This window comes from Vibrio ruber DSM 16370 (assembly GCF_900163965.1).
Lineage (GTDB): Bacteria > Pseudomonadota > Gammaproteobacteria > Enterobacterales > Vibrionaceae > Vibrio > Vibrio ruber.
Genome location: NZ_FULE01000005.1, coordinates 1 through 23,183 on the forward strand (window position 1 = coordinate 1; position 23,183 = coordinate 23,183).

The following is a 23,183-nucleotide window of genomic DNA, read 5'->3' on the forward strand; positions in this document are numbered from 1 at the left end:
ATCGCATTGCCCGGTAGCTAAGTTCGGAATCGATAACCGCTGAAAGCATCTAAGCGGGAAGCGAGCCTTGAGATGAGTTCTCCCTGGCGCTTAAAGCGTCCTGAAGGGTTGTTCGAGACTAGAACGTTGATAGGCAGGGTGTGTAAGCGCTGTGAGGCGTTGAGCTAACCTGTACTAATTGCCCGTGAGACTTAACCATACAACACCGAAGGGGTTTTGTGGCTCATTAAGAACGATTTGATTGTGTAGAGAACAGAAAGACAGCTTTCCGAATTAAAGAATTTGCTTGGCGACCATAGCGTTTTGGACCCACCTGACTCCATGCCGAACTCAGTCGTGAAACGAAACAGCGCCGATGGTAGTGTGGGGTCTCCCCATGTGAGAGTAGGACATCGCCAGGCTTTAATTTGCAGTTTGTCTACTGAAGCTTGATGCTTTTGATAGCTGCGATGCTCATGTGCGTTTGCACACTGCGCGTCTCGCTTCAAAATCCTCATCGCACAGCGACAAACTTCTAAATAAAGCGGTTGATTGTAAGACTTTATTTAAAGAAACATCTAAGTGGAGCTGTTCAGCGTAATACTCTATTTAGCAAATGTCTGTAGAGACAAGCTATTACCCAATTTGCTGATATAGCTCAGGTGGTAGAGCGCATCCTTGGTAAGGATGAGGTCCCCAGTTCGAGTCTGGGTATCAGCACCATTATATAGATAAAAATCAAATTTTGTTTAGCGGCCATAGCGTTTTGGACCCACCTGATTCCATGCCGAACTCAGAAGTGAAACGAAACTGCGCCAATGGTAGTGTGGGGTCTCCCCATGTGAGAGTAGGTCACTGCTAGACACTCATTTTAAAGCCCTGACATTGTCAGGGCTTTTTTCGTCTGGTGATTGGTGATACAGATGTAAGAGCGGCAATAAAGAAAAAGCTGATGTATACATCAGCTTTTTATCACTTCCATAAATGGCTTTGTTTTTGGGCTAACTTAAGAAGCTTGGGATTTTCGCTTCATACTCGGCAATTTTATCTTCGTGTTGCAGTGTCAGGCCGATATTATCCAGCCCGTTCAGAAGACAGTGGCGACGAAATTCATCAATTTCAAAGCTGTATTCTTGACCGTTTGCCGAAACTTTCATTGCTTCCAGATCAACGGTAATTTCAGCCCCTTCGTTAGCTTCAACGTACCGGAACAGCGCATCAACTTCGCTCTCTTTCAGGCGAACCGGCACCATCTGGTTGTTGATTGAATTACCGTAAAAAATATCAGCAAAGCTTGGTGCGATCATGACTCGAATACCGTAATCAGCCAAGGCCCATGGGGCATGTTCACGTGATGAACCACAACCAAAGTTTTCCCGAGCCAGCAGAATACTTGCGCCCTGATAACGGGGAGCATTCATCACAAAGTCAGGATTGGGCTGTTGGCCGGCATCGTCAAGAAAGCGCCAGTCATGAAAAAGGTGTTTACCGAAACCGATACGGTTTACTTTTTGTAGAAACTGCTTCGGGATAATCGCATCAGTATCGACGTTCGCTGCATCCAGCGGAACGACTAAACCTGTATGTTTTTTAAATCCTGACATCATTATTCCCCTTGCTCTAGTGTACGAATGTCGACAAAGTGTCCCGCGATTGCTGCCGCTGCTGCCATTGCAGGACTGACAAGGTGCGTGCGGCCATCCCGGCCTTGACGTCCTTCAAAGTTTCGGTTTGATGTCGATGCACAGCGTTCCCCCGGCCCTAAACGATCATTATTCATCGCCAGACACATGGAACATCCCGGTAAGCGCCATTCAAACCCGGCATCGGTAAAGATTTTATCCAACCCTTCAGACTCTGCTTGTGCTTTAACTTGTTCAGACCCCGGTACAACAATTGCCTGCACGTGCGGTGCGACTTGTTTACCCTGAGCAATTTTTGCCGCAGCGCGCATGTCTTCGATTCGGGAATTGGTACAAGAACCGATGAACACTTTATCGACGTTATAGTCAGAAAGGAGTTTTCCACCTTCAAGCCCCATGTAGTTCAGCGCTTTGATTGCAGATGATTGCTCAATTAAATCGCTAAAACTTTCCGGAGTCGGAATAGGTGCATCAATCGAAATCACTTGTCCCGGATTGGTGCCCCATGTGACCTGAGGTTTAATCTCGGCTGCATCTAATGTCACCACAGCATCGTATTCTGCACCGTCGTCAGATTTTAAGGTCTGCCAGTATTCGACGGCTTTATCCCAGTTCTCACCGGTTGGGGCAAATTTACGACCTTTAATATAGTCAAAAGTGGTTTGATCCGGTGCTATCAGGCCTGCTTTGGCGCCTAGTTCTATCGCCATATTACAGACCGTCATACGACCTTCCATTGACAGATCCCGAATCGCCTGACCACAGAATTCAACGACATATCCGGTTCCGCCTGCGGCCGTAGTTTTTCCGATGATCGCCAGCACGATATCTTTGGCAGTAATGCCGTCCGCAACCTTGCCTTGGACTTCAATTTTCATGGTTTTAGCACGCGCTTGCTTGAGGGTCTGAGTGGCAAGTACGTGTTCAACTTCGGAAGTTCCGATACCAAAGGCCAATGAGCCGAATGCGCCATGGGTTGCCGTATGGGAGTCACCGCAAACAATGGTCATCCCCGGTAGGGTGATCCCTAATTCTGGCCCCATAACGTGTACGATACCCTGATATTTGTGATTGATATCGTAGAGTGTGACACCGAATTCTTCGCAGTTTTTCAAGAGCGTTTCCATTTGGATCCGAGCCATTTCACCGGAAGCACTGATGTCTTTTGTGGTTGTTGAGACGTTATGATCCATCGTGGCAAAGGTTTTGTTGACCTGACGGACTGAACGACCTTTTTCCCTGAGTCCGTCGAAAGCTTGCGGAGACGTGACTTCATGAACTAAATGACGATCGATATACAAAATCGGGTTTTCACCTTCAGCGGCAACCACGACATGTGCATCGTAGACTTTTTCGTATAATGTTTTTGCTTTTGACATTGCTTCTACCTTGAGCTTGTTCGTGGAGCGAGAGTCCTCTCGGTCTCATGCTTATGCACTTAAGCTTTTTCACTTAATATATAGGCAGCGATTTTGTCGCCCATTTCAGTGGTTGTCAGTGCCGGTTTATTTGTCGCCAGATCTGCAGTTAGTTCACCAGCGGACAAAGCTTTGCTGACCGCGGCCTCAATATCTTGAGCCGCAGCTTCTTCACCGAGGCTGTAACGAAGCATCAGTGCTGCCGATAAAATCTGAGCAACCGGATTGGCAATATTTTTCCCTGCAATATCCGGAGCACTGCCACCTGCGGGTTCGTATAGCCCGAAATTACTTTCATTCAGACTGGCTGAAGGAAGCATTCCCATTGAGCCGGTGATCATTGCACACTCATCAGAGAGAATATCACCAAAGATATTTGAACATAACATGACATCGAACTGAGCGGGATCTTTAATCAGCTGCATGGTTGCGTTATCGATGTACATATGGGACAGCTCAACATCCGGATAGTCCTTGGCAATTTCATTGACGACTTCTCGCCATAAGATCGAGCTTTGTAGAACGTTCGCTTTGTCAATTGAGCACACTTTCTTCCGGCGTAAACGGGCAGACTCAAAAGCAATTTTGGCAATCCGTTCTATCTCGTAACGATGATAGACTTCGGTATCAAATGCTTTCTCATTGGCACCTTCTCCTTCGCGACCCTTGGGTTGACCAAAGTAGATCCCCCCCGTGAGTTCACGCACAACCACGATATCAAAACCATTGGCGGAGATATCGGCACGAAGTGGTGAAAACGCTTCAAGTCCCTGATGGATTTGTGCCGGGCGTAAGTTACAGAACAGCTGAAAATGCTTGCGCAATGGTAATAAAGCACCGCGTTCAGGCTGTTCATTTGGTGGCAGATGTTCCCACTTTGGTCCGCCAACTGAGCCAAACAGAACCGCTTGCGCCTGTTCACATCCTTTCAGGGTTTGTTCCGGAAGCGGGCTACCGTGATTATCAATTGCAATTCCACCCACGTCGTACTCGGTACGGTCAAACGTGATGTTGTGTTTGGTTTGAATCGCATCCAGTACTTTATGAGCCTGTTGCATGACTTCCGGGCCGATACCGTCACCGGGCAGTACTGCAATTTTATAAGTCTTGTCTGTCATGTGAGTCCTTGTTCACTCTCGTATTTATTGATTTGGTTGCCTACTTCGGTCTATGTGACACAACGAGACTGACGCGTAGGCAACTTATATTGTTGTATTATACTGTGGCTATTTTTTTCTTTTTGATGACTTCAATCTGATCGGCACGTTGAATACTGTTGATCACATGCAGCAATGCTTCTCCTGAAGCTTCAACGATATCGGTCGAGATACCTGTTCCATGATACTTGCGGCCTTTGTAGTTGGCGATAATATCCGCTTGTCCCAGACCATCTTCTCCTTCACCTTTCGCCGTCAGATCGAATTTATCGAGGACGATATCGTAACCGGTCACACGATAGATACATTGATATAATGCGTCTACCGGGCCGTTACCGACTGCCGCTTCACATTTTTCTTCATCACCACATTGTAACTTAATCGTGGTGGTTGCCATGACACTGCCCGATTGAACGCTCAGATAGTTCAGTTTGTAGAAATCGTCTTCTTCACGTAAGTTAGAGAAGAACATTAAAGATTCTAAGTCATAATCGAACACCTGACCCTTACGGTCTGCAAGTTTCAGGAAGTCTTCATAAAGTGCATCCAAGCTGTACTCATCTTCTTGATAGCCCATTGCATCCATATGGCTCTTCACCGCAGCTCTGCCACTACGACTGGTCAGATTCAATGCCTGATTTTTCAGACCTATCGACTCCGGCGTCATAATTTCATAGGTATTTTTATTTTTCAGCATACCATCTTGGTGAATGCCTGAAGAATGGCTGAATGCATTGGCGCCAACGATTGCTTTGTTGCTTTGGATTGGCATATTACATATTTGGCTGACTAATTTACTTGTCCGGTGAATTTCATCGTGCTTGATTCCCGTATGAACACCTAACAGCTCTTGGCGAGTTTTGATGATCATGGCGATTTCTTCTAGAGCACAGTTTCCGGCGCGCTCACCGATACCGTTGATTGTTCCTTCAACCTGACGCGCTCCGGCTTGAATTGCACTGATGGAATTCGCAACGGACATCCCCAAATCATCGTGGCAGTGGACAGAAATGATTGCTTTATCAATGTTGGGGACTCGATTGAACAATGTCTGAATGATACCACCAAATTCTCCCGGGACAGTATAACCGACTGTATCAGGGATATTAATTGTTCTTGCTCCGGCATCAATTGCTGCTTCAACCATCTGACATAAGTTGTCGATAGGGGTTCGGCCTGCATCCTCACAAGAGAACTCAACATCATCCGTATACCGACGTGCATGTTTGATTGCCTTCACGCCCATTTCTACTACTTGTTCATAGCTACGACGCAGTTTGTCCTGGACATGGATTGTTGATGTTGAAATGAAGGTGTGAATACGGAATGCTTCGGCAATTTTCAAGGCTTCCGCAGCAGCATCGATATCTTTTTCTACCGCACGTGCCAAGGCACAGACTCGGATATTTTTAATGTTCTTTGCTATGGTTTGTACCGATTCGAAATCCCCCGGCGAGGAGACGGGAAACCCTGCTTCAATGACATCCACTCCCAGTCGCTCCAGAGCATAGGCTATTTGTAATTTTTCTCTCACCGTTAAACTTGCAGATAATGCTTGTTCTCCGTCCCGTAAGGTTGTATCGAAGATAATGACCTGATCGTTCATATTGGCTGGCTCCTAGACCGGTAAGTAGTTGTGTTTGCTCACTGATATTTTCTTTTGTAAAGTGCTTTCAGCTATAAAAAAACCCGCATTTCGATGCGGGTTTTTGTGATTCTTTGTGGTGTCTTCTGTCCACAGGCTACCCGCGCGATTGATACACGATAAGGAGGAGGCCTAGTAGGAGAGAAGTTTTCAATGTCATATTCATTTACTTTCCACAAAATTCAATAACAAATTAGTACCGCACCTGATACATTACGTCAACCCAAAATTGTATATTTATTGGTAATACCTGTTTAGGGGACAAATGATATTCGGTGTATCACGATGGTCGGATGTGATCTTACATGGGACATGGGGGTAACGCTGGCCGGAAATCGTCGTGTAAGTCTCTGTGTCTGATCCAAATTAGCTTTCCGCTTTGAGTTTTTCGGTATACGACACCGATAATGCTATTCCTTGTTGATTATCCCTTCACTCTGATGACCCGTTCAGAATTGATTCTATCCAACAACATTTATGGTTTCGATAATAAATTCATGGTTCCGACAATAAATTCATGGTTCCGACAATAAATAGTCACACCGCTGTCATCTGGACTGATTAGTGTCTTGGGTATAAAGGGGTTGAACTATAGGAATTCAATCATGAGAGTTATTGAACCAATTGTGAAATTTGATCTGGCCTTGTCGCTGTTCTGCCTGCAACATCGATTCAGTTACCCGTTGGCGCGTATCAGCCGAGCGATATCTCATACCGGGGACGGTCATTTATATATTGTGATCGGTGGTATCGCTTTTTTGGTTGATGGGATTGCAGGTCAGGCATTGCTCATTACCGGATTGATCTCATTCCTGATTGAGTTACCCCTCTACTGGTTGTTTAAAAATATTTTCCAGCGACGTCGACCTCAAGAATTTTCTTCAAGGGTGATTGCTTATATTACACCTTCTGATCGGTTTAGCTTACCCTCCGGGCATACCAGTGCCGCTTTTCTGATGGCGACACTCATCGCTTCTTTCTATCCCTCATTGTCAATCATGGTGTTTCTCTGGGCGGGATGTATTGGTGCTGCCCGTATTTTGTTAGGCGTTCACTTTTTCACCGATGTGTTGATTGGTGCTTTGTTAGGGATTAGCTGTGCGCAAGCCGGCCAACTCGTCACGGAGTGGATGATTTGAAAATTCTCTATGGTGTTCAGGGAACAGGAAATGGTCATACGGCACGAGCCAGAGCGATGAGTCATGCACTCCGGCAATATCATGTTGATGTCGATTTTATTTTCAGTGGCAGGGAAAAAGATAAATATTTTTCAATGGACTGCTTCGGCAATTATCAAACCCGTCGCGGGTTGACTTTTATCACCGAAAAAGGCCGGGTCAATTATTTAAGAACAGCCAGAGAGAATCATTTCAGCCAATTGATTTCCGATATCCGTCAGCTCGATCTCAGCACTTATGATTTAGTGATCAGTGATTTTGAACCCATTACCTCATGGGCAGCAAAATTACAGCACAAACCCTGTATTAGTTTGAGTCATCAGAATGCTTTTCGTTATCCGGTACCATTGAAGGGAGCAAATTGGCTTGATAAGAAAATCATTACCAATTTTGCACCGGCAGACCATTATCTAGGCTTGCACTGGTATCACTTTGAACATCCGCTCTTACCGCCGATTATCCATACTGAGGGGGCAGCAGCAGAAAACCAATCTTTCATTTTAATCTATCTGCCATTCGAATCACTGGAATCCATTATGGAACTGTTTTTTCGTTTCGGTCACTATCGGTTTGTCTGTTATCACCCGATGGTTGAGGAAGTGAAGCAGACAGAAAACATGATGTTTCATCCATTATCTCATGAGCATTTCCAAGAGCATTTGCGCTGTTGTGCCGGTGTGATTGCCAATGGTGGTTTTGAACTTCCTTCTGAAGCCATGTCATATGGCAAAAAATTACTACTCAAACCTTTGATGGGCCAATTTGAGCAACAGAGTAACGTGGCAACTCTTGAAATTCTGGGGCTTGCTTCTGCGATGGAATCGCTGGATGTCGCTGTGATTCGCCAGTGGCTCGAGGAGCCGAACGCAGAGCGCGTTGTTTATCCCGATGTTGCCCAAGCGATTGCTGAGTGGGTGGTTCAAGGGGGATGGGATGACCATCGGCAACTGTGTCATTCACTCTGGAAGCAAGTCAACTTTCCGGACTATGTGATGGTTTAACCCCGCCTGAATTATTGATCAAAATAAATTCATTTTACTTGTTATATATGATGTGAATGATTGTCGGTTTTTTGTCGTAAACCTATAACTCGCGTCAATTAATTTTGTAAATCTGATAAAATGCGCGATTTGATGTTTTTTGATGTTTTTTTAACTTGTTGTTTTTTATCGTTATTTTTACAAATCAGGTAAAATAAACTGACTTTTTATCAATCCAGTTGCCTTTTGTATATCAATTAAAAGATAGTTAATTGCACAGCCTACTTATACGATTTATCAATAGGTTGTTCAAAAGAGAATCACGTTGAGTCACTTTATCTGATGTATGTCACTTTACCTGACAAGAGTGCTATCCCACGAGGGATAACGAAAGTGATGACTGAAGCAAAACAAAGAGGCATTCTGATGTTAGAAAAAAAAGAAGTTATCCAACCTGTCGCCAGCTATCGGATGGAAAGTACGTTACGAGGCGTTGATTTGAATTTGCTCACGGTGTTTGATGCGGTGATGCAAGAACAAAATATCACTCGGGCAGCGCATAATTTAGGGATGTCTCAGCCTGCAGTCAGTAACGCTGTGGCACGGCTGAAAGTGATGTTTAATGATGAACTTTTCATGCGTCAGGGGCGGGGGATTCAGCCGACTCAGCGCGCCCGGCAGCTTTTTGGCCCGATCCGCCAGGCATTGCAGTTAATTCGTAATGAACTGCCGAATTCAGTCTTTACGCCTGAATCTTCAACCAGACAGTTCAATTTGGCCATTTGTAGTCCGAATGATTTGCGCTTTGCACCGAAGATTTTCTCGTCGATTCACGATCAGGCACCTCAAGTGCAACTGCATTTAGAGGCCGACTCGAATCAGCAACTTGCCGAACGGTTACGGTATCAGGAAGTTGATTTTGTCATTGACTATGCTCGTTTTGACGAATCCGGATTTTGTAGCACCGAAATTTTCCAAGATGAACTGGTGATTGTTGCCTCTAAGCAACATCCCCGTATCCAAGGGACAATCACGCCGGCACAAGTGATTGAAGAGCAACACGCGAAGTTGTCTCAGGCGCACGGTATCCGGAGTTTTAGTGAACAGGCTTACCGGGATATCGATTGTCACTCTCATTATGAGGGGACGAGTTTAAGTAATGTACTTTATGTCGTGAGTCAGTCAGAGCTGATTACCATTGCACCACGCTGGTTGGTGGAAGCATCACCGAATAGCGAACAACTTCAAACCATCGCCTTACCGTTTGAACGCAAGCAGATCAGTGGTTATTTGAGCTGGCACGAATCGAATGAGAAAGATAAAGGACATGGCTGGTTAAGAGAACAGCTGATGATGATTTGTGGTGAAATCGTCGGTGTACCGATGAGCAACTAACCCGTGTTTGATGTTGCCGACCCTGCTGCGGAAGGCAACATCGATTTGTTCTGCTTCGCGCTTATCTCCTGCCATATTATCACCCTTCTTTTTTACCTGTTGTTAGTCAGGCTTGTTTACTTTATATCAACAGATTTGTTTCTTCTTTAGCATCTTGGTGACTTTTTTTACATGAGATGAATATTTTATGTCTTTTTTGATAGTTTATTTGACATAGTTATCTGATTTTTGGTGGATTTGCCGTAGAGAAAACTCCAATACCCTCTGTGTGCAATATTTTCCGTAAAATGCGACGAGAAACCGAATAGACCAACCTTTCAGAAGCGAGTAAAGTTGCTCTATCCCTTGTGGTGTTATGACCCTGCAAGGACATAGCCATTAGCGAATCGAATTCGATTAGGCTACGAATAAGCCCTAGACTATGTAACCACCAGACTGTTGAACTGACCTCGGGATACAGTGACTGGTAAGGAGAATAATATGGTAATGCTATCCGGTGCAGAGATGGTAGTTCAGTCTCTGATCGAAGAAGGTGTCGAGCAGATTTTTGGTTATCCCGGCGGCTCGGTGCTTGATATCTATGATGCCCTTCATGAAAAAACCGATCAAATCAAACATGTCCTCGTTCGTCATGAGCAAGCGGCAACACATATGGCTGACGGTTACGCACGCTCAACCGGTAAACCCGGCGTTGTGCTGGTCTGTTCCGGCCCGGGTGCCACGAATACCGTAACGGGTATTGCGACCGCTTACATGGATTCTATTCCCATGATCGTTATCTCAGGCAATGTACCTAACAGTCTGATTGGTAATGATGCATTTCAGGAGTGCGATATTGTCGGGGTCTCCCGACCGATTGTGAAACATAGTTTTTTGGTCAAAAAAGCTGAAGATATTCCCGAAACAATTAAAAAAGCGTTCTATATTGCTTCGACGGGGCGCCCCGGCCCGGTCGTGATTGATTTGCCGAAGGATGTCATGAATCCTCAGATCAAATTGCCTTATCAATATCCGAAAACCATCAAGATGCGCTCTTATAATCCGACCACCAGTGGTCATAAAGGGCAGATTAAGAAAGCACTCAAAGCACTGTTAGATGCGAAAAAACCCGTTTTATATGTTGGTGGTGGTGCGGTTATTTCTGAGGCGGATAAGCAGCTCCTTCAGTTAGCGGAAACCTTGAATTTGCCGGTGGTCAGTACACTAATGGGATTAGGTGCCTTTCCCGGAACCCATGCGAATGCATTGGGGATGCTGGGAATGCACGGTGTTTATGAAGCAAACATGGCGATGCACCATGCCGATTTGATCTTTGGTATTGGTGTCAGGTTTGATGACCGAACGACCAATAATCTGGAAAAATACTGTCCCAACGCCAAAATCATGCACATTGATATTGATCCGTCTTCGATTTCCAAAAACGTCCCGGCGGATTTACCGATTGTCGGCTCAGCAGAAAAAGTATTGGAAACCATGTTGAAGTTGCTGGTTGAACAAGGCGGTTCGAATGATGAAGAGGCTTTGGCACAGTGGTGGAAAGATATTCAGGGGTGGCGTGACCGTCAGTGTCTTGCTTATCAGAAGTCCAGTGACCGGATTAAACCCCAGCAAGTGATCGAAACGCTCCATCGCTTGACGGAAGGCAATGCTTACGTTGCTTCTGATGTCGGCCAGCACCAAATGTTTGCCGCACTGTATTACCCGTTTAATAAGCCACGCCGCTGGATCAACTCCGGTGGGCTGGGTACGATGGGGTTCGGTCTGCCTGCGGGAATGGGGGTCAAGTTCTCTCATCCGGAAGAGGAAGTAATCGTCGTGACCGGAGACGGCAGTATTCAGATGAATATTCAAGAGCTGTCAACCGCGCTTCAATATGATATTCCGGTCAAAATTATCAACCTGAATAACCGTTTCTTGGGAATGGTAAAACAGTGGCAGGATATCATCTATCAGGGACGCCATTCGAATTCGTATATGAGTTCTGTGCCGGACTTTGCTGCAATTGCTGAAGCTTACGGGCATGTCGGTATTCGTATTTCGACACCGGATGAATTAGAGGCCGGGTTGAAAAAAGCACTGGATCTGAAAGATCGTCTGGTGTTTGTGGATATCAATGTCGATGAAACTGAGCATGTTTATCCGATGCAGATAAAAGGCGAAGGGATGGACAAAATGTGGTTGAGCAAAACGGAGAGAACCTGATGAGACACATTATTTCTGTATTAATGGAGAACCAACCCGGTGCTTTGTCTCGTGTGGTCGGCTTGTTCTCCCAGCGTGGTTTCAATATTGAAACGTTAAATGTATCCCCGACTGACGATGAGACCCTGTCTCGCCTTAATATTACGACCAAAACCAACGCTATGGAACTGGAACAGATTCAGAAGCAGCTCCATAAGTTGATTGATGTATTGAAAGTTCAGGAAGTGTCAGAATTTGAACATATTGAACGAGAGTTGATGTTGGTGAAAGTCAGAGCCAGTGGCGCTGTCAGAGCAGAAGTGCAGCGGACGACTGACATTTTCAGAGGTCAAATCGTCGATGTTACCAGTAGTCAATATACGGTTCAGATAGCCGGAACAACCGAAAAACTGGATGCGTTTATTGAGGCCGTTTCAGAAGTGACGGAAGTGCTGGAGGTCGCCCGCAGTGGTGTCGTCGGTATTGCTCGTCGTGAACGGGCACTCCGCGCGTAATATCTTGTGGTTACCCTGAATGAAACCGGCTGATGCCGGTTTTTTTACATCATCTGATTGGATACCAGTTGCGCTTCGCCAATAAAATAGCCGTCTTCGTCGAAGCGTTTGATTTCACCGTTCTCCACCACGATGGTGATTTTGCGGATATCTGAGAACTGCCAGTTTCGCCATTGATAGACAAACTGGTCATGTTCGACCCACCAGTAGCCTTCATCCATATCATTAGGGCGTTCGGAAACTCCCGTCATTTTACCATCAGCCTGAAAAGTGATCCGGTAAGGAATATTGAAGCAGTCTTTGGTTAAGAGCGTTTGATTCTTCAGCAGGTGGCGGATGGCTCTACTACTGAGTGGTGGTTGCTGACATTCTTGTAGGGTTTCGATCGGCATCACCTGTTTGGCAATTTGGGAAAGCAGCGCAATTCCCTCACGGATCTGCTCCGTTCTGATCGATTGAAAGCACAGCCGGAAGCTATTGATCCGCTCATCACAGTAATAGTATTTGGCACCGTTGTTGATCAGAATACCATGCTGTTCAGCCAGTTGTTCAAATCTCGCGGCATCAAAACCCTGCTTATAGTCGATCCAAAAAGCTGTTCCGGCCAACGAGGGGGTTACACCTGACTGGGGAAAATAGTAATTCAGCGCTTTTTCCATCGTCAGCCACTTTTCCCGATAACGTTTGAGCATTTTTTGTGCTAATGCATCGTAATACCCGAGGCTCAGAAACAGGGCGAGCGTTTGACAATTATTCTTCGGCGGCAAGCTATGTGTTCTGAACTGAAGTGCTTTGATTTGTGAGATCAACGGCGCGGGTGCCACGATATACCCGAGCCGTAACCCCGGTGCAATCGTCGAAGAAAAGCTGGAGATATAGATAATACGCTCACTGGATGATTCACTTTTCAGGGGCGGACAGGTGTCTTCAATGAAGTTAATATCATGTTCAAAGTCATCTTCAATAATCAATAAGTCATGCTCTTCAGCCAGCGCGAGAAGTTGACGGCGACGATTGGCAGACAGGCGTACCGTGGTCGGAAATTGATTACTCGGGGTGGTATAAACCAATTGGCAGTCAGTGAGACGCTCATCAATCACCATGCCTTCTTGATCGACGTTGATCGGTACGATCTGAGCACGTCTGGCCTGAAACTGATGTAATGCTTCGGGATAACCGGGGTTCTCAATGGCAATCGCTGAGTCTGCCGAGAGGAGGAGTTTGGACAGATAATAAAGACTGTTCTGACACCCGAGCGTAATGGCGATATTGTCCCGGTTGACGAATATGCCCCGTTTGGTCAGCACACGAGTCCGGATCTGTTCAATCAGATCATCATAGTCTGAGTCATTCGATGTCCACGTGCGATGATTAATGCGATTGAGTGACTGAATGCTACATTTGCGCCACTCGGAAACGGGGAATAAATCCTCATCCACAACGCCGCTGACAAAGAGATAGGGATAATTTTTGAGGTCTTTGGCTTCGCGTTCAGAGACGCTATTCTCCGCGTTCAGATAACGGCTCCAATCGAGTTGGGGCGATTGTTCTTGTGGTGTTGAAGAGGTGAGCGGTGTGACGGAAATCGTCAGTGCCGGGTTGACAAAATAGCCTTTGCGCTCAATGGAGACAAGGATCCCTTCTTCGGTCAGTTGTTCATAAACGCGCAAAATGGTGTTTCTGGAAACATTGAGATCTTTTGCCAGCTTTCGCGAAGAGGCCAGAGGGGATTGCTTAGGAATGAAGCCATCAAATATTGCTTTGGCAAGACTGCTTTTGATTTGATCCTGCAAGGTCTTCGAATCCTGCGGATCAAGGTGGATATACTGGCTTAGCATACGGCTCCTACAACGAGTTCTTGCTCCGCTGACTAATCCGGTTTAAGCAGCGAAGATACGAATATGAACGGTGATCGTATCTTCGCTGGATATATTTAGTGAGCGAGCAACGCTTGTAATTCTGCTTTGATGATTTCAAGCCCTTTGACAATCAGTTCTGGTTCGATGGTCAATGGTGGCAGGAAGCGAATCACATTTCCCTTTACACCACAAGATAACAGAATCACTCCGGCATGGTTACTTTTTACTACGAGCTGTTTGGTCAAATCAGCAAGTGGCGCACCATTTTCAGGATTATTGAGCTCGATTGCAATCATGGCTCCCACTTGGCGGATATCACCAATCTGGGGGATTTCTTTTTGCAATTCAGTCAATTGTTCCTTAAATTGCAAGCCAATATGTTGCGCTCTTTCACAGAGATTTTCTTTCTCAATGATATCGAGCACTTCTAATGCCGCGACACAAGCGAGTGGTGAGCCGGCATAAGTTCCGCCAACGCCACCGGGATTGGCAGCATCCATAATCTCTGCCTTACCGACTACACCGGAGAGCGGGAATCCACCTGCAATCCCTTTGGCCATAGTGATCAGATCAGCTTCAATACCGAGGTATTCTGTGGCAAACATTTTGCCGGTACGGGCAAAACCGGTCTGAATTTCATCGCAGATCAGCACAATACCGTGTTTATCACATATTTCGCGGATTTTTTGTGCCCATGATGCGGGTGCCTGATAGAAGCCACCTTCTCCCTGAATCGGTTCGAAAATGATCGCTGCGATACGACTTGGCTCGATATCACATGCGAATAAATCGTCCAAGGCATTCAGGCTTTGTGCTTCACTTACCCCATGATATTTATTCGGGAATGGCAGATGATAGATTTCATTTGGAAACGGCCCGAAACCAGCTTTATAAGGCGCAACTTTTCCAGTGAGACCCATACACATGTTTGTCCGACCGTGAAAGCCGCCTTTAAAGGCAATAATGCCAGAACGGCCGGTATGTGCCCGCGCAATTTTTACCGCATTCTCAACCGCTTCAGCGCCAGTGGTTACAAATGCCGCTTTTTTCTCAAAATTCCCCGGTGTTTTTGCCACGATCTTTTCAGCCAGTTCAACAAAGCTGGTGTAAGGCGTGACCATTGAACAGGTGTGGCTGAAATTATCCAGCTGCTTTTTCACCGCTTCAATAATCTGTGGGTGAGAGTGTCCGGTATTATTGACGGCAATCCCGGCGGCAAAGTCGATATACGTTTTACCGTCGATATCCGTGATGATCGCATTTTTAGCACTCGCCGCGTAAATCGGTGCCAGATTCGCCATTCCTTTAGCGACTACTTTTTCTTTACGGGCTTGCCATTCCATATTCGTCATGAGTTTTTATTCCTTCACATTGAAACCGTCGTTATTGGGAGCTATCAGAAGCCACCAAAGCAGAGATATTTGACATTGAGATATTCATCAATCCCTTGTTTGGCTCCTTCCCGGCCAAATCCGGATTGTTTTACACCACCGAATGGTGCGACTTCAGTGGAGATAATGCCTTCATTAATTCCAACCATGCCGTATTCAAGCTGCTCGGCAATCCGAAAGGCGCGATTCAGCGTACTGGTGTAGAAGTAACTGGCGAGTCCGTAAATGGTATCGTTGGCTTTCTCAACCAGTTCATCATCGTCGCTAAAGCGGACTATCGGAGCAACCGGACCGAATAACTCGGTTTGCACGATCTCCATCTTCTGAGTGACTTCGGTCAGAATGGTGGGTTCAACAAACAGACCTTCCAGAGAGCGGCCACCAAATGCAATTTTTGCCCCTTGTTCGACGGCCGTATTGATGTAACCCAACACGCTATTTTTCGCTTTCATATCGATCAGCGGGCCAATCACTACGCCGGGTTCTACGCCATTACCGACTTTCAAATCTGCAACGGCCGCGGCAAATTTTTCAACGAATTGATCGTAAACGCTGTCCTGAACATAGAAGCGGTTTGCACAGACACAGGTTTGTCCGGCATTCCGGAATTTTGAGGCAATCGCGCCTTTGACGGCTTCATCGATATCAGCGTCATCAAAGACGATGAATGGCGCATTGCCGCCTAATTCCATTGAGGTGCGCTTGATCGTTTCTGCACACTGCTTGATGAGGTGGCTTCCGACCTGAGTTGATCCGGTGAAAGACAACTTTTTGATATCATCGTGACTACAGAAAATATCACCGACGGCCACTGAAGAGTGGTTATTGACCACGATGAGAAGCTCTTTTGGCAATCCTGCTTCATATGCTAATTCTGCAATCGCATAGGCAGACAGTGGGGTTTGGTTGGCGGGTTTAACAATAAAACTACATCCTGCCGCCAGAGCAGGGGCTGCTTTACGGGTGATCATTGCGATGGGGAAGTTCCAAGGCGTGATCGCAGCAGCAACACCAACCGGCTGTTTAATGGTCATCAAACGTTTGTTCGACGCAGGTGCAGGAATGGTATCACCGTAAGTCCGTTTTCCTTCTTCGGCAAACCACTGAATGAACGATGCTCCATACATGACTTCACCTTTGGCTTCTGCCAAGGGCTTCCCTTGTTCGAGCGTCATAATTCGAGCCAGATCATCACTGTTTTCAACCACCAGATCATACCAGCGCTTTAAAATAGCAGATCGTTCTGCGGCAGAACGTTGTTGCCATGCTTGTTGAGCCAGCTTTGATTTCTCAATCAAAGTGAGGATATCCGTTGTCTGAACCGAAGGGATGTAAGTCAGCGTTTCATCGGTTGCCGGGTTGATAACTGCAATCGCATCTTCACTGAAAGGACACGTTGCTTTGAGTAAGTTTTTGTTAACAATTTTGTCCATCATTGTGTCTCTTTTGTTAGCTGTAAGAAGAATGGTAGATCTAAAAATGACACCACCCGAAGTACCAGTTAGCTCAATTATGTGGTACCAGCAATCAGTCGCTGGCTGGTACCATACAAATTGTCTTTCTGGTTCTATTGCTTTGGTTTTGCTTTCTTCATATTAACCTGTGAAACAAATCAGTAACAAACAAGTAACGACACAGGAAGAGGAATTTCTATGTTTGGGTTAAAGGGAAAGAAGCTGGCGAAGACATTATTGGCAGTCACGCTGGGTGTCAGCGCACTTGCGAGTTCTACGGTCAGTTTTGCCGCTGAATATAACTGGCGTTTTGCAAATCTATATGGCCGCGGTACCGCGTTTGGTACCGTTTATGAAGATTTGGCTAAAAATATCGAAACCATGTCGAATGGTCGTATTGCTGTGCAAGTTCTGTACTCCGGTGAAGGCGTCGGTACCAGTGGTATCTTAGGGGCTGTCCGTTCCGGTCTGATTACAATGGGCGCACCTTTCCAACCCATGCACGCGGGTGAGTTTCCGGCTGGGGTGGTTGAGGTCGGTTTACCCGGCGGAACGTCAGATGCCAGTGAACTGATGACATTATTTCATGAGCGGGGTTGGGGTGATGTCCTGAAAAAAGCTTATGCATCTCAAGGAATTGTCTGGCTGGAACCTTATATTCAGCCCCCGGTTTATATCATTACCAAACAACCGATCAACTCGATTGCCGACTTTAAAGGCATGAAAATCCGAGCTCCGGGCGCTTATGGTAAGTTCCTGCGTAACCTCGGGGCTGCACCGGTTTCTCTGTCTTGGAGTGAAATTTATACCTCACTGGCAACGGGGGTCATCGATGGTTCTATCGGTTCCAATATGATTGACCACCGCGATGGTAACCATGTGGAAGTTGCCAAGTACATGTACCCGCTGCCGATTGCCGGTGCTCAGGTGCTGCCGATTATTGTTAACCAAAAAGCATGGAATAAACTGCCGAAAGATCTGCAAGCCATTGTCAAAGGTGCGACAGCTGAACATGCTATTGAGCAGCTGACGAAATCGAAATTGTGGGAATCTCAGGCTGTGGCTGAGATGGAAGCAAAAGGGCTGAAATGGAGTCCTGAGCCGTCTGAAGCAGATAAAGAAGCCTGGAAAGCTGCGGGAATGTCACTTGCGCAGGAATATGCCAGTGCCGACCCTTATTCAAAACAGCTTGTTGAAATCCTGAACAAGCAGTAACAAGGAATAATCAAGGTGAGTCTGATGATTCACCTTGATTGGTTTGGGAGTTTATATGGTTGAACCAATTTTAAGAGGATATTGCCAGTTAGTCAGATATGTTGTTGGCCTAATCGGGCGTTCGGTTTCCTATCTGCTTCCTGTATTAGCCAGTATTGTTGCCTACGAAGTCTTTGCACGTTATGTCATTGATAAACCAACAATCTGGGGATATGACACTTCACTTTTCCTGTTCGGGTATATTGCCGCCTTAGGCGGAGCATACGCACAGCAGCGTGAAGCGCATATCAATGTTGATATCGTCCACGGTAAAGTCTCGGAAAAAACACGTCGGATTTTTGACCTGATTACTGCGGTTCTGGCAATCGGATTTTTAGTGGTCATGATCAAAACTTGCTACGGCATGTTTCTGGAGAGTCTTGAATATAATTATAAAACCCAGAGTGAATGGGCCCCGCCGATGCACCATTTCTGGCTGATGATTACCGTCTCTGCGAGTATTTTTGTTGCACAATATTCAACTGAATTGATCAGCAATCTGTTTTTCCTCGTGACAGGACGTGAACTGAGCGGAACTGTACATTCCCATGTTAGCTTAGATGATCAGCCTTTCCATGTCAGTTTGGATGATGAGCCGTTCCGTGATGAGCATCATCAGGCAGAGCAGTCGGGTTTTGACAAGGAGAATTCAAATGGGCATTGAGATGTTAACCCTTGTTTTACTGGCCTGTATCCTGACCGCTTTTGTGTTAGGTGCACAAGTAGGACTGGCATTGGGTGGTATTGCCATGGGCGTCGGCTATTTGGTCTGGGGAGAGGCATTGTTTAATATTGTGCCGACGACCGTTGAGAGCACATTTTTTAATTTTATCTTATTAGCGATCCCACTTTATATTTATATGGGACAGATCCTGACCCGCTCCGGGATTGGGGATGCCATGTTTAATGCCAGTCAATTGGTGATCGGCCGGTTGCGCGGTTCTTTGGCGATTAGTGTGATTGGGGTTTGCTCGATGATTGGTGCCATGGTCGGTATTATCGGTGCCGGTATCATGACTTCCAGTAGTATTGCTCTCAAACCGATGCTTGAGCGTGGTTATGATAAAAAGCTGGCACTTGGGGTCATTATGGCTGGTGGCTCTCTGGGGATTTTGATTCCACCGAGTATCCCCATGATTATGTTCGCTTCTGCAACCCAAAACTCAGTGGGCAAAATGTTCTTGGGAGCGATGATCCCGGCGCTGATCACCATCGTCCTGTTGATTACTTACGTAATTATCTCCTGTAAATTGCATCCGGAACGGGCACCGCTTGATTCTGATAACGATATTCAGGTCCCAAAAGGGTATGAGTTATTTAAGACGATCCGCGATGGTGCGTCGTCACTCGCCCTGATCGTGGTGGTTCTTGGTAGTATTATTGCCGGGATCGCGACACCGACCGAGTCCGGTGCTTTAGGCGTGATGGGCGCCATCCTCTTATCGATTCTGTTTAAGCGCTTTAAACCGGAGATGTTAAGACGCTCGGGGATGCAGACTGCAATGCTGGTGAGCGTGGCAATGTGGATTATTCTCGGTGCATCGGTTTTCAGTAATTTCCATTTATTGATGGGAATTCAGGGCATGGTGTCCGGGTTTACCCAAGGGTTGGACTTACCACCGATCATGATCATCATTATGTTCCAGCTGATCATGTTGCTATTGGGGTTCATCATCGATGAATTCATCATTGTGCTGATGTGTGCTCCGATCTTTACCCCGGTTGCTGTATCACTTGGCTATGATCCGATTTGGTTCGGCGTGCTGATGATTCTGAATATTGTGATTGCTGTTCAGACTCCGCCTTATGGTTTTGCGCTGTTCTATCTGAAGGGGATTGCGCCGAAAGGGGTGACCATGATGGATCTGTATAAATCGGTATTACCGTTTATTACGGTGCAGTTTATTGTGCTGGTTATCTGTATGGTTTTTCCTGATCTGGTGACTTGGTTACCCAATCTGGTGATTCATTAATATCAGTCTGTTTCTATCGATGCTCATCGATGAAGAAAAACCTGCCATCAGGCAGGTTTTTTTTATATCGGTGCGATGGAATGCATGACGGCAGATAAAGCAAAGCCCTTGCTTTGAAACAAGGGCTTTGGTCTTGAAAATTAATCTGAGATTAATGAAGAATTCGGGCGCGGATTGTGCCTTCGATTTTCTTCAGTTTTTGTAGTGCTTCTTCAGAGCGGGCGGTCTCAACATCAATGACAACATAACCGACATCAGCAGATGTTTGTAGATACTGTGCGGCAATGTTGATGCCATCCTGAGCAAAAATCGTGTTGATTTGATTCAGAATACCCGGACGGTTTTGGTGAATATGCAGCAGACGAGAACACTCTCTGAGTTCGGGGAGCGATACTTCGGGTAAATTGACACTGGAAACCGTTGAACCATTGTCAGAATATTTGACGATTTTGCCAGCCACTTCGCTGCCGATATTTTCTTGTGCTTCTTGCGTTGAGCCTCCGACATGGGGTGTCAGAATGACGTTATCGTACTGAAGCAGCTGTGACTCGAACGGGTCAGCATTGGTTTTCGGTTCAACAGGGAACACATCAATTGCAGCACCGTTAACCTGTCCTGATTCTAATGCAGCACATAAAGCGTCGATATCGACAACTGTGCCGCGGGAAGCGTTGATAAAGATAGAATTTGGTCTCATTTGAGAAAATTCTTTACTGGAAATCATATTTTTGGTGTCTGGTGTTTCAGGCACGTGAAGTGAGATAACATCACATTTACCCAGCAGTTCTGCCAGAGAAGAAACTTGGATGGCATTGCCAAGTGAAAGTTTATTCTCAATATCGTAGTAATAAACTCTCATCCCTAAGTTTTCAGCAATAATTCCTAGCTGAGTACCGATATGGCCATAACCGATAATACCGAGGTTCTTACCTCGCGCTTCGAAGCTTTGATCGGCACTTTTTTTCCAGATACCGCGGTGTGCTAAGGCATTTTTCTCTGGGATGCCCCGTAACAGCAGTAAGATTTCGCCCATGACTAATTCGGCAACGCTGCGGGTATTTGAGAATGGGGCATTGAATACAGGAATCCCGAGTTTGGCAGCAGCACTTAGGTCGACTTGGTTTGTACCGATACAGAAACAACCAATACCAACTAGTTTTTTTGCAGCATTAATGACATTCTCATTCAGGTTGGTACGGGAACGAATACCGACAAAATGCGCATCCTGGATAGATTCTAATAATTCGGCTTCTGATAATGAGCCTTTGTGATATTCGATATTGGTATAGCCGGCTTCCTGAAGCACTTCTACCGCAGAGTTATGAACACCTTCAAGAAGTAAAATTTTAATTTTGTTTTTTTCCAATGAAACCTTGGCCATTATTTTTGTCCTTAACGATGGAAAGATAAAGAAATGAGCTGCACAGTGGCCAAAACGGAGAATTTAGCATTTTTTTAACAAGCAAACGTTTGCCTTGTGCATCTTCTCGCCATAAAGTAACAAAAAAAAGCCTTAAATGGTAAGAAATTTCCGTCATAAGGAATAATTTTTCTATAGCTAATAAAAAAACGGTACGCAATGCACCGTTTTTCATGATTTGTTGATATTGGCACTGATAATATTGATGATCTACTCGATAAATTGGGTACCTTCGGGTGTCCCGATAATCACAATATCTGCCCCTCGATGTGCAAACAAACCATTGGTGACCACACCGGGGATGTTGTTGAGGGTTGATTCTAAGGCTTTCGGATCCGTTATCTGCATATTGTGAACGTCAAGGATGATATTGCCATTGTCGGTCAGTACACCTTCGCGATACACCGGGTCTCCGCCCAGTTTTTTCAGCTCCCGGGAAACCTGTTCCCGAGCCATTGGAATGACTTCAATCGGCAGCGGAAACTTACCCAATACATCAACTGTTTTGGTTCCGTCAACAATACATACAAATGTATCGGAGATCGCGGCAACGATTTTTTCCCGCGTGAGAGCCGCGCCTCCGCCTTTGATCATATCCCGCGTTGGATTGATTTCATCAGCACCATCAATATAGACATCCAGTTTTTCAACATCATTACAGTCGAATACTTGAATCCCTAATGCTTCAAGTTTTTCCGTTGATGCTTTTGAGCTGGAGACAGCACCTTTAATCTCATCTTTGACTGACCCTAAAGCATCGATAAAGTGATTGACGGTTGAGCCGGTGCCTACCCCGATGATGCCACCTTTGATGACATATTTGAGTGCAGCCCATCCCGCCTCTTTTTTCATTTCGTCTTGGGTCATGTATTGTCTCCTGCTGATTGCGCGTGAATACGGTCTGAAGTAAATCGTATCTGAAGTAAATAATCTCTGAATATGTAATCGATATTGCAGCGGAGGATTATATACTCATCTTCACCGGAGTTGCAGCGTCAATCTATCTTTTCCTGTACCTAGGGGCTGTTGATCTTTCGTGGTTGAATTTTGTTCAACCTGAACGGGTATTGATCGCGACGCGGGGCATGCCGCTTAGCTATCCTAAGCAAATGACCCCTTGCATCACACAGTTTTTGGCGCTATGCGTCCGATTGTTCCCAGCTCCAGATTTTGTCGGGTGTCACTATCTTTGGCAGCGGGACATCCCAGGATTCAACCGGTAGTTGTTCAACAAACTGACATGAGTGCGCTAAACCGATAGGCTTGGCACCACTGCGGTTGTGAAACCAAGGCACCAGTGTTCGATCATAATAGCCGCCGCCCATGCCAAGACGATGTCCTGATGCATCAAAGCCAACCAGTGGTGTAAAAATGAGATCGAGCTGACGTGTCGGAATAATCAGTTGTTTATTCAGGCGAGGTTCGGCAATCCCGTAGCGATTGGGAGCCATTTCGGTATCGGGGGTATAGTGCAAAAAAAGCAGGTGGCCGGCTGAAAAAGGATGAATGACAGGGAGATAAATCGATTTGCCTTGCTGCCAGAGCCATTCAATCATTGCACTGGTGGAGAGCTCTCCGTCAGCCGATAAATAAACAGCGATGTGCTGGCTGGCGTCCAGTTCGGGTAAGCGGGAAAGCTGGTGAATGAGCTGCTGACTGGCAGATTGTTGAAACGCGTCGGAGAGTTGTTTTCTTTTTGTGCGGATCTGTTTTCGAAAATCAGCGCGTGTCATTTTGTCTT

Annotated in this window: 19 protein-coding genes, 1 tRNA gene and 3 rRNA genes; 12 read left to right on the forward strand and 11 right to left on the reverse strand. The window is 45.9% G+C overall.

Features of this window, described 5'->3' with window-relative positions:
• From VR7878_RS00710 to rrf (VR7878_RS00725), 4 genes are all read left to right on the forward strand, one after another.
• Window positions 1–199, forward strand: a 23S ribosomal RNA gene (locus VR7878_RS00710); the annotation flags it as partial.
• 86 nt (window positions 200–285) lie between these two features.
• Window positions 286–401 (forward strand): 5S ribosomal RNA (gene rrf / locus VR7878_RS00715).
• A gap of 225 nt (window positions 402–626) precedes the next feature.
• Window positions 627–702 (forward strand) — tRNA-Thr (locus tag VR7878_RS00720).
• 25 nt (window positions 703–727) lie between these two features.
• Window positions 728–843: ribosomal RNA gene (rrf, locus tag VR7878_RS00725) — 5S ribosomal RNA — on the forward strand.
• 137 nt (window positions 844–980) lie between these two features.
• Here the strand turns inward: rrf (VR7878_RS00725) and leuD are convergent.
• The 4 genes from leuD to leuA form a co-directional block, all read right to left on the reverse strand.
• Entirely contained in the window at window positions 981–1,583 is a 603-nt protein-coding gene (leuD, locus tag VR7878_RS00730; protein WP_077332483.1) for a 3-isopropylmalate dehydratase small subunit, read from the reverse strand.
• Between the two features lie 2 nt (window positions 1,584–1,585).
• Complete coding sequence (gene leuC, locus VR7878_RS00735) at window positions 1,586–3,001, reverse strand: 3-isopropylmalate dehydratase large subunit (RefSeq protein ID WP_077332485.1); 1,416 nt, start codon at window positions 2,999–3,001, stop codon at window positions 1,586–1,588.
• A gap of 59 nt (window positions 3,002–3,060) precedes the next feature.
• A complete protein-coding gene (gene leuB, locus VR7878_RS00740; protein WP_077332487.1) occupies window positions 3,061–4,158 on the reverse strand; it encodes a 3-isopropylmalate dehydrogenase in 1,098 nt (365 codons plus the stop codon).
• A gap of 97 nt (window positions 4,159–4,255) precedes the next feature.
• Window positions 4,256–5,803, reverse strand: a complete 1,548-nt coding sequence (gene leuA, locus VR7878_RS00745) for a 2-isopropylmalate synthase (RefSeq protein WP_077332489.1) — start codon at window positions 5,801–5,803, stop codon at window positions 4,256–4,258.
• A gap of 644 nt (window positions 5,804–6,447) precedes the next feature.
• Here leuA and VR7878_RS00750 point away from each other — a divergent pair.
• The 5 genes from VR7878_RS00750 to ilvN all read left to right on the forward strand — a co-directional run bounded on the left by VR7878_RS00750 (window position 6,448) and on the right by ilvN (window position 12,091).
• Window positions 6,448–6,981, forward strand: coding sequence for a phosphatase PAP2 family protein (locus VR7878_RS00750; RefSeq protein ID WP_077332491.1), 534 nt, complete (start codon window positions 6,448–6,450; stop codon window positions 6,979–6,981).
• On the forward strand, window positions 6,978–8,021 hold the full coding sequence (locus tag VR7878_RS00755) for an MJ1255/VC2487 family glycosyltransferase (RefSeq protein ID WP_077332653.1): 1,044 nt from the start codon (window positions 6,978–6,980) through the stop codon (window positions 8,019–8,021). Before VR7878_RS00750 ends, VR7878_RS00755 begins: the two co-directional genes overlap by 4 nt.
• 405 nt (window positions 8,022–8,426) lie before the next feature.
• Window positions 8,427–9,395 carry a transcriptional regulator LeuO gene (gene leuO, locus VR7878_RS00760; protein WP_077332655.1) on the forward strand — a complete coding sequence of 323 codons (969 nt, stop codon included), beginning with the start codon at window positions 8,427–8,429 and terminating at the stop codon, window positions 9,393–9,395.
• Window positions 9,396–9,875: 480 nt separating this feature from the next.
• Entirely contained in the window at window positions 9,876–11,597 is a 1,722-nt protein-coding gene (locus VR7878_RS00765) for an acetolactate synthase 3 large subunit (protein ID WP_077332493.1), read from the forward strand.
• Complete coding sequence (gene ilvN / locus VR7878_RS00770; protein WP_077332495.1) at window positions 11,597–12,091, forward strand: acetolactate synthase small subunit; 495 nt, start codon at window positions 11,597–11,599, stop codon at window positions 12,089–12,091. The genes VR7878_RS00765 and ilvN overlap by 1 nt, the downstream gene beginning before the upstream one ends.
• A gap of 44 nt (window positions 12,092–12,135) precedes the next feature.
• Here ilvN and pdxR read toward each other — a convergent pair whose 3' ends face one another.
• The 3 genes from pdxR to VR7878_RS00785 all read right to left on the reverse strand — a co-directional run bounded on the left by pdxR (window position 12,136) and on the right by VR7878_RS00785 (window position 16,774).
• A complete protein-coding gene (gene pdxR, locus VR7878_RS00775) occupies window positions 12,136–13,929 on the reverse strand; it encodes a MocR-like pyridoxine biosynthesis transcription factor PdxR (RefSeq protein WP_077332497.1) in 1,794 nt (597 codons plus the stop codon).
• A 95-nt stretch (window positions 13,930–14,024) separates the two neighbouring features.
• Complete coding sequence (gabT, locus tag VR7878_RS00780; protein ID WP_077332499.1) at window positions 14,025–15,302, reverse strand: 4-aminobutyrate--2-oxoglutarate transaminase; 1,278 nt, start codon at window positions 15,300–15,302, stop codon at window positions 14,025–14,027.
• A gap of 44 nt (window positions 15,303–15,346) precedes the next feature.
• Entirely contained in the window at window positions 15,347–16,774 is a 1,428-nt protein-coding gene (locus VR7878_RS00785; RefSeq protein WP_077332657.1) for an NAD-dependent succinate-semialdehyde dehydrogenase, read from the reverse strand.
• Window positions 16,775–16,993: 219 nt separating this feature from the next.
• Here VR7878_RS00785 and VR7878_RS00790 point away from each other — a divergent pair, with 219 nt between their 5' ends.
• From VR7878_RS00790 to VR7878_RS00800, 3 genes are read left to right on the forward strand one after another with little or no spacing between them, the layout of a single operon-like run.
• The gene (locus VR7878_RS00790; RefSeq protein WP_077332501.1) at window positions 16,994–18,010 is read left to right on the forward strand and encodes a TRAP transporter substrate-binding protein; all 1,017 of its coding nucleotides are present in this window, start codon (window positions 16,994–16,996) and stop codon (window positions 18,008–18,010) included.
• Between the two features lie 55 nt (window positions 18,011–18,065).
• Window positions 18,066–18,713, forward strand: coding sequence for a TRAP transporter small permease subunit (locus tag VR7878_RS00795; protein WP_077332503.1), 648 nt, complete (start codon window positions 18,066–18,068; stop codon window positions 18,711–18,713).
• Window positions 18,703–20,022, forward strand: a complete 1,320-nt coding sequence (locus VR7878_RS00800) for a TRAP transporter large permease (protein WP_077332505.1) — start codon at window positions 18,703–18,705, stop codon at window positions 20,020–20,022. Before VR7878_RS00795 ends, VR7878_RS00800 begins: the two co-directional genes overlap by 11 nt.
• Window positions 20,023–20,173: 151 nt before the next feature.
• On the opposite strand, the gene serA is transcribed toward VR7878_RS00800, so the two are convergent.
• The 4 genes from serA to VR7878_RS00820 form a co-directional block, all read right to left on the reverse strand.
• Window positions 20,174–21,403 carry a phosphoglycerate dehydrogenase gene (serA, locus tag VR7878_RS00805; RefSeq protein ID WP_077332507.1) on the reverse strand — a complete coding sequence of 410 codons (1,230 nt, stop codon included), beginning with the start codon at window positions 21,401–21,403 and terminating at the stop codon, window positions 20,174–20,176.
• Window positions 21,369–21,617: a hypothetical protein gene (locus tag VR7878_RS00810; RefSeq protein WP_077332509.1), complete on the reverse strand. Its 249-nt coding sequence runs from the start codon at window positions 21,615–21,617 to the stop codon at window positions 21,369–21,371. The genes serA and VR7878_RS00810 overlap by 35 nt, the downstream gene beginning before the upstream one ends.
• Window positions 21,618–21,652: 35 nt before the next feature.
• Window positions 21,653–22,309: a ribose-5-phosphate isomerase RpiA gene (rpiA, locus tag VR7878_RS00815; RefSeq protein ID WP_077332511.1), complete on the reverse strand. Its 657-nt coding sequence runs from the start codon at window positions 22,307–22,309 to the stop codon at window positions 21,653–21,655.
• A 272-nt stretch (window positions 22,310–22,581) separates the two neighbouring features.
• Window positions 22,582–23,175 carry a 5-formyltetrahydrofolate cyclo-ligase gene (locus VR7878_RS00820; RefSeq protein WP_077332659.1) on the reverse strand — a complete coding sequence of 198 codons (594 nt, stop codon included), beginning with the start codon at window positions 23,173–23,175 and terminating at the stop codon, window positions 22,582–22,584.
• Between the last annotated feature and the right edge of the window lie 8 nt (window positions 23,176–23,183).

Excerpts from the sequence above, each read along its gene's own strand:
- VR7878_RS00750 (WP_077332491.1), top strand. The coding sequence starts at position 6,448 with ATGAGAGTTATTGAACCAATTGTGAAATTTGATCTGGCCTTGTCGCTG.
- VR7878_RS00785 (WP_077332657.1), bottom strand. The coding sequence starts at position 16,774 with ATGGACAAAATTGTTAACAAAAACTTACTCAAAGCAACGTGTCCTTTC.
- leuC (WP_077332485.1), bottom strand. The coding sequence starts at position 3,001 with ATGTCAAAAGCAAAAACATTATACGAAAAAGTCTACGATGCACATGTC.
- leuO (WP_077332655.1), top strand. The coding sequence starts at position 8,427 with ATGTTAGAAAAAAAAGAAGTTATCCAACCTGTCGCCAGCTATCGGATG.
- ilvN (WP_077332495.1), top strand. The coding sequence starts at position 11,597 with ATGAGACACATTATTTCTGTATTAATGGAGAACCAACCCGGTGCTTTG.
- leuD (WP_077332483.1), bottom strand. The coding sequence starts at position 1,583 with ATGTCAGGATTTAAAAAACATACAGGTTTAGTCGTTCCGCTGGATGCA.
- serA (WP_077332507.1), bottom strand. The coding sequence starts at position 21,403 with ATGGCCAAGGTTTCATTGGAAAAAAACAAAATTAAAATTTTACTTCTT.
- VR7878_RS00795 (WP_077332503.1), top strand. The coding sequence starts at position 18,066 with ATGGTTGAACCAATTTTAAGAGGATATTGCCAGTTAGTCAGATATGTT.
- VR7878_RS00810 (WP_077332509.1), bottom strand. The coding sequence starts at position 21,617 with ATGAAAAACGGTGCATTGCGTACCGTTTTTTTATTAGCTATAGAAAAA.
- VR7878_RS00765 (WP_077332493.1), top strand. The coding sequence starts at position 9,876 with ATGGTAATGCTATCCGGTGCAGAGATGGTAGTTCAGTCTCTGATCGAA.
- gabT (WP_077332499.1), bottom strand. The coding sequence starts at position 15,302 with ATGACGAATATGGAATGGCAAGCCCGTAAAGAAAAAGTAGTCGCTAAA.
- leuB (WP_077332487.1), bottom strand. The coding sequence starts at position 4,158 with ATGACAGACAAGACTTATAAAATTGCAGTACTGCCCGGTGACGGTATC.
- pdxR (WP_077332497.1), bottom strand. The coding sequence starts at position 13,929 with ATGCTAAGCCAGTATATCCACCTTGATCCGCAGGATTCGAAGACCTTG.
- rpiA (WP_077332511.1), bottom strand. The coding sequence starts at position 22,309 with ATGACCCAAGACGAAATGAAAAAAGAGGCGGGATGGGCTGCACTCAAA.
- VR7878_RS00820 (WP_077332659.1), bottom strand. The coding sequence starts at position 23,175 with ATGACACGCGCTGATTTTCGAAAACAGATCCGCACAAAAAGAAAACAA.
- leuA (WP_077332489.1), bottom strand. The coding sequence starts at position 5,803 with ATGAACGATCAGGTCATTATCTTCGATACAACCTTACGGGACGGAGAA.
- VR7878_RS00800 (WP_077332505.1), top strand. The coding sequence starts at position 18,703 with ATGGGCATTGAGATGTTAACCCTTGTTTTACTGGCCTGTATCCTGACC.
- VR7878_RS00790 (WP_077332501.1), top strand. The coding sequence starts at position 16,994 with ATGTTTGGGTTAAAGGGAAAGAAGCTGGCGAAGACATTATTGGCAGTC.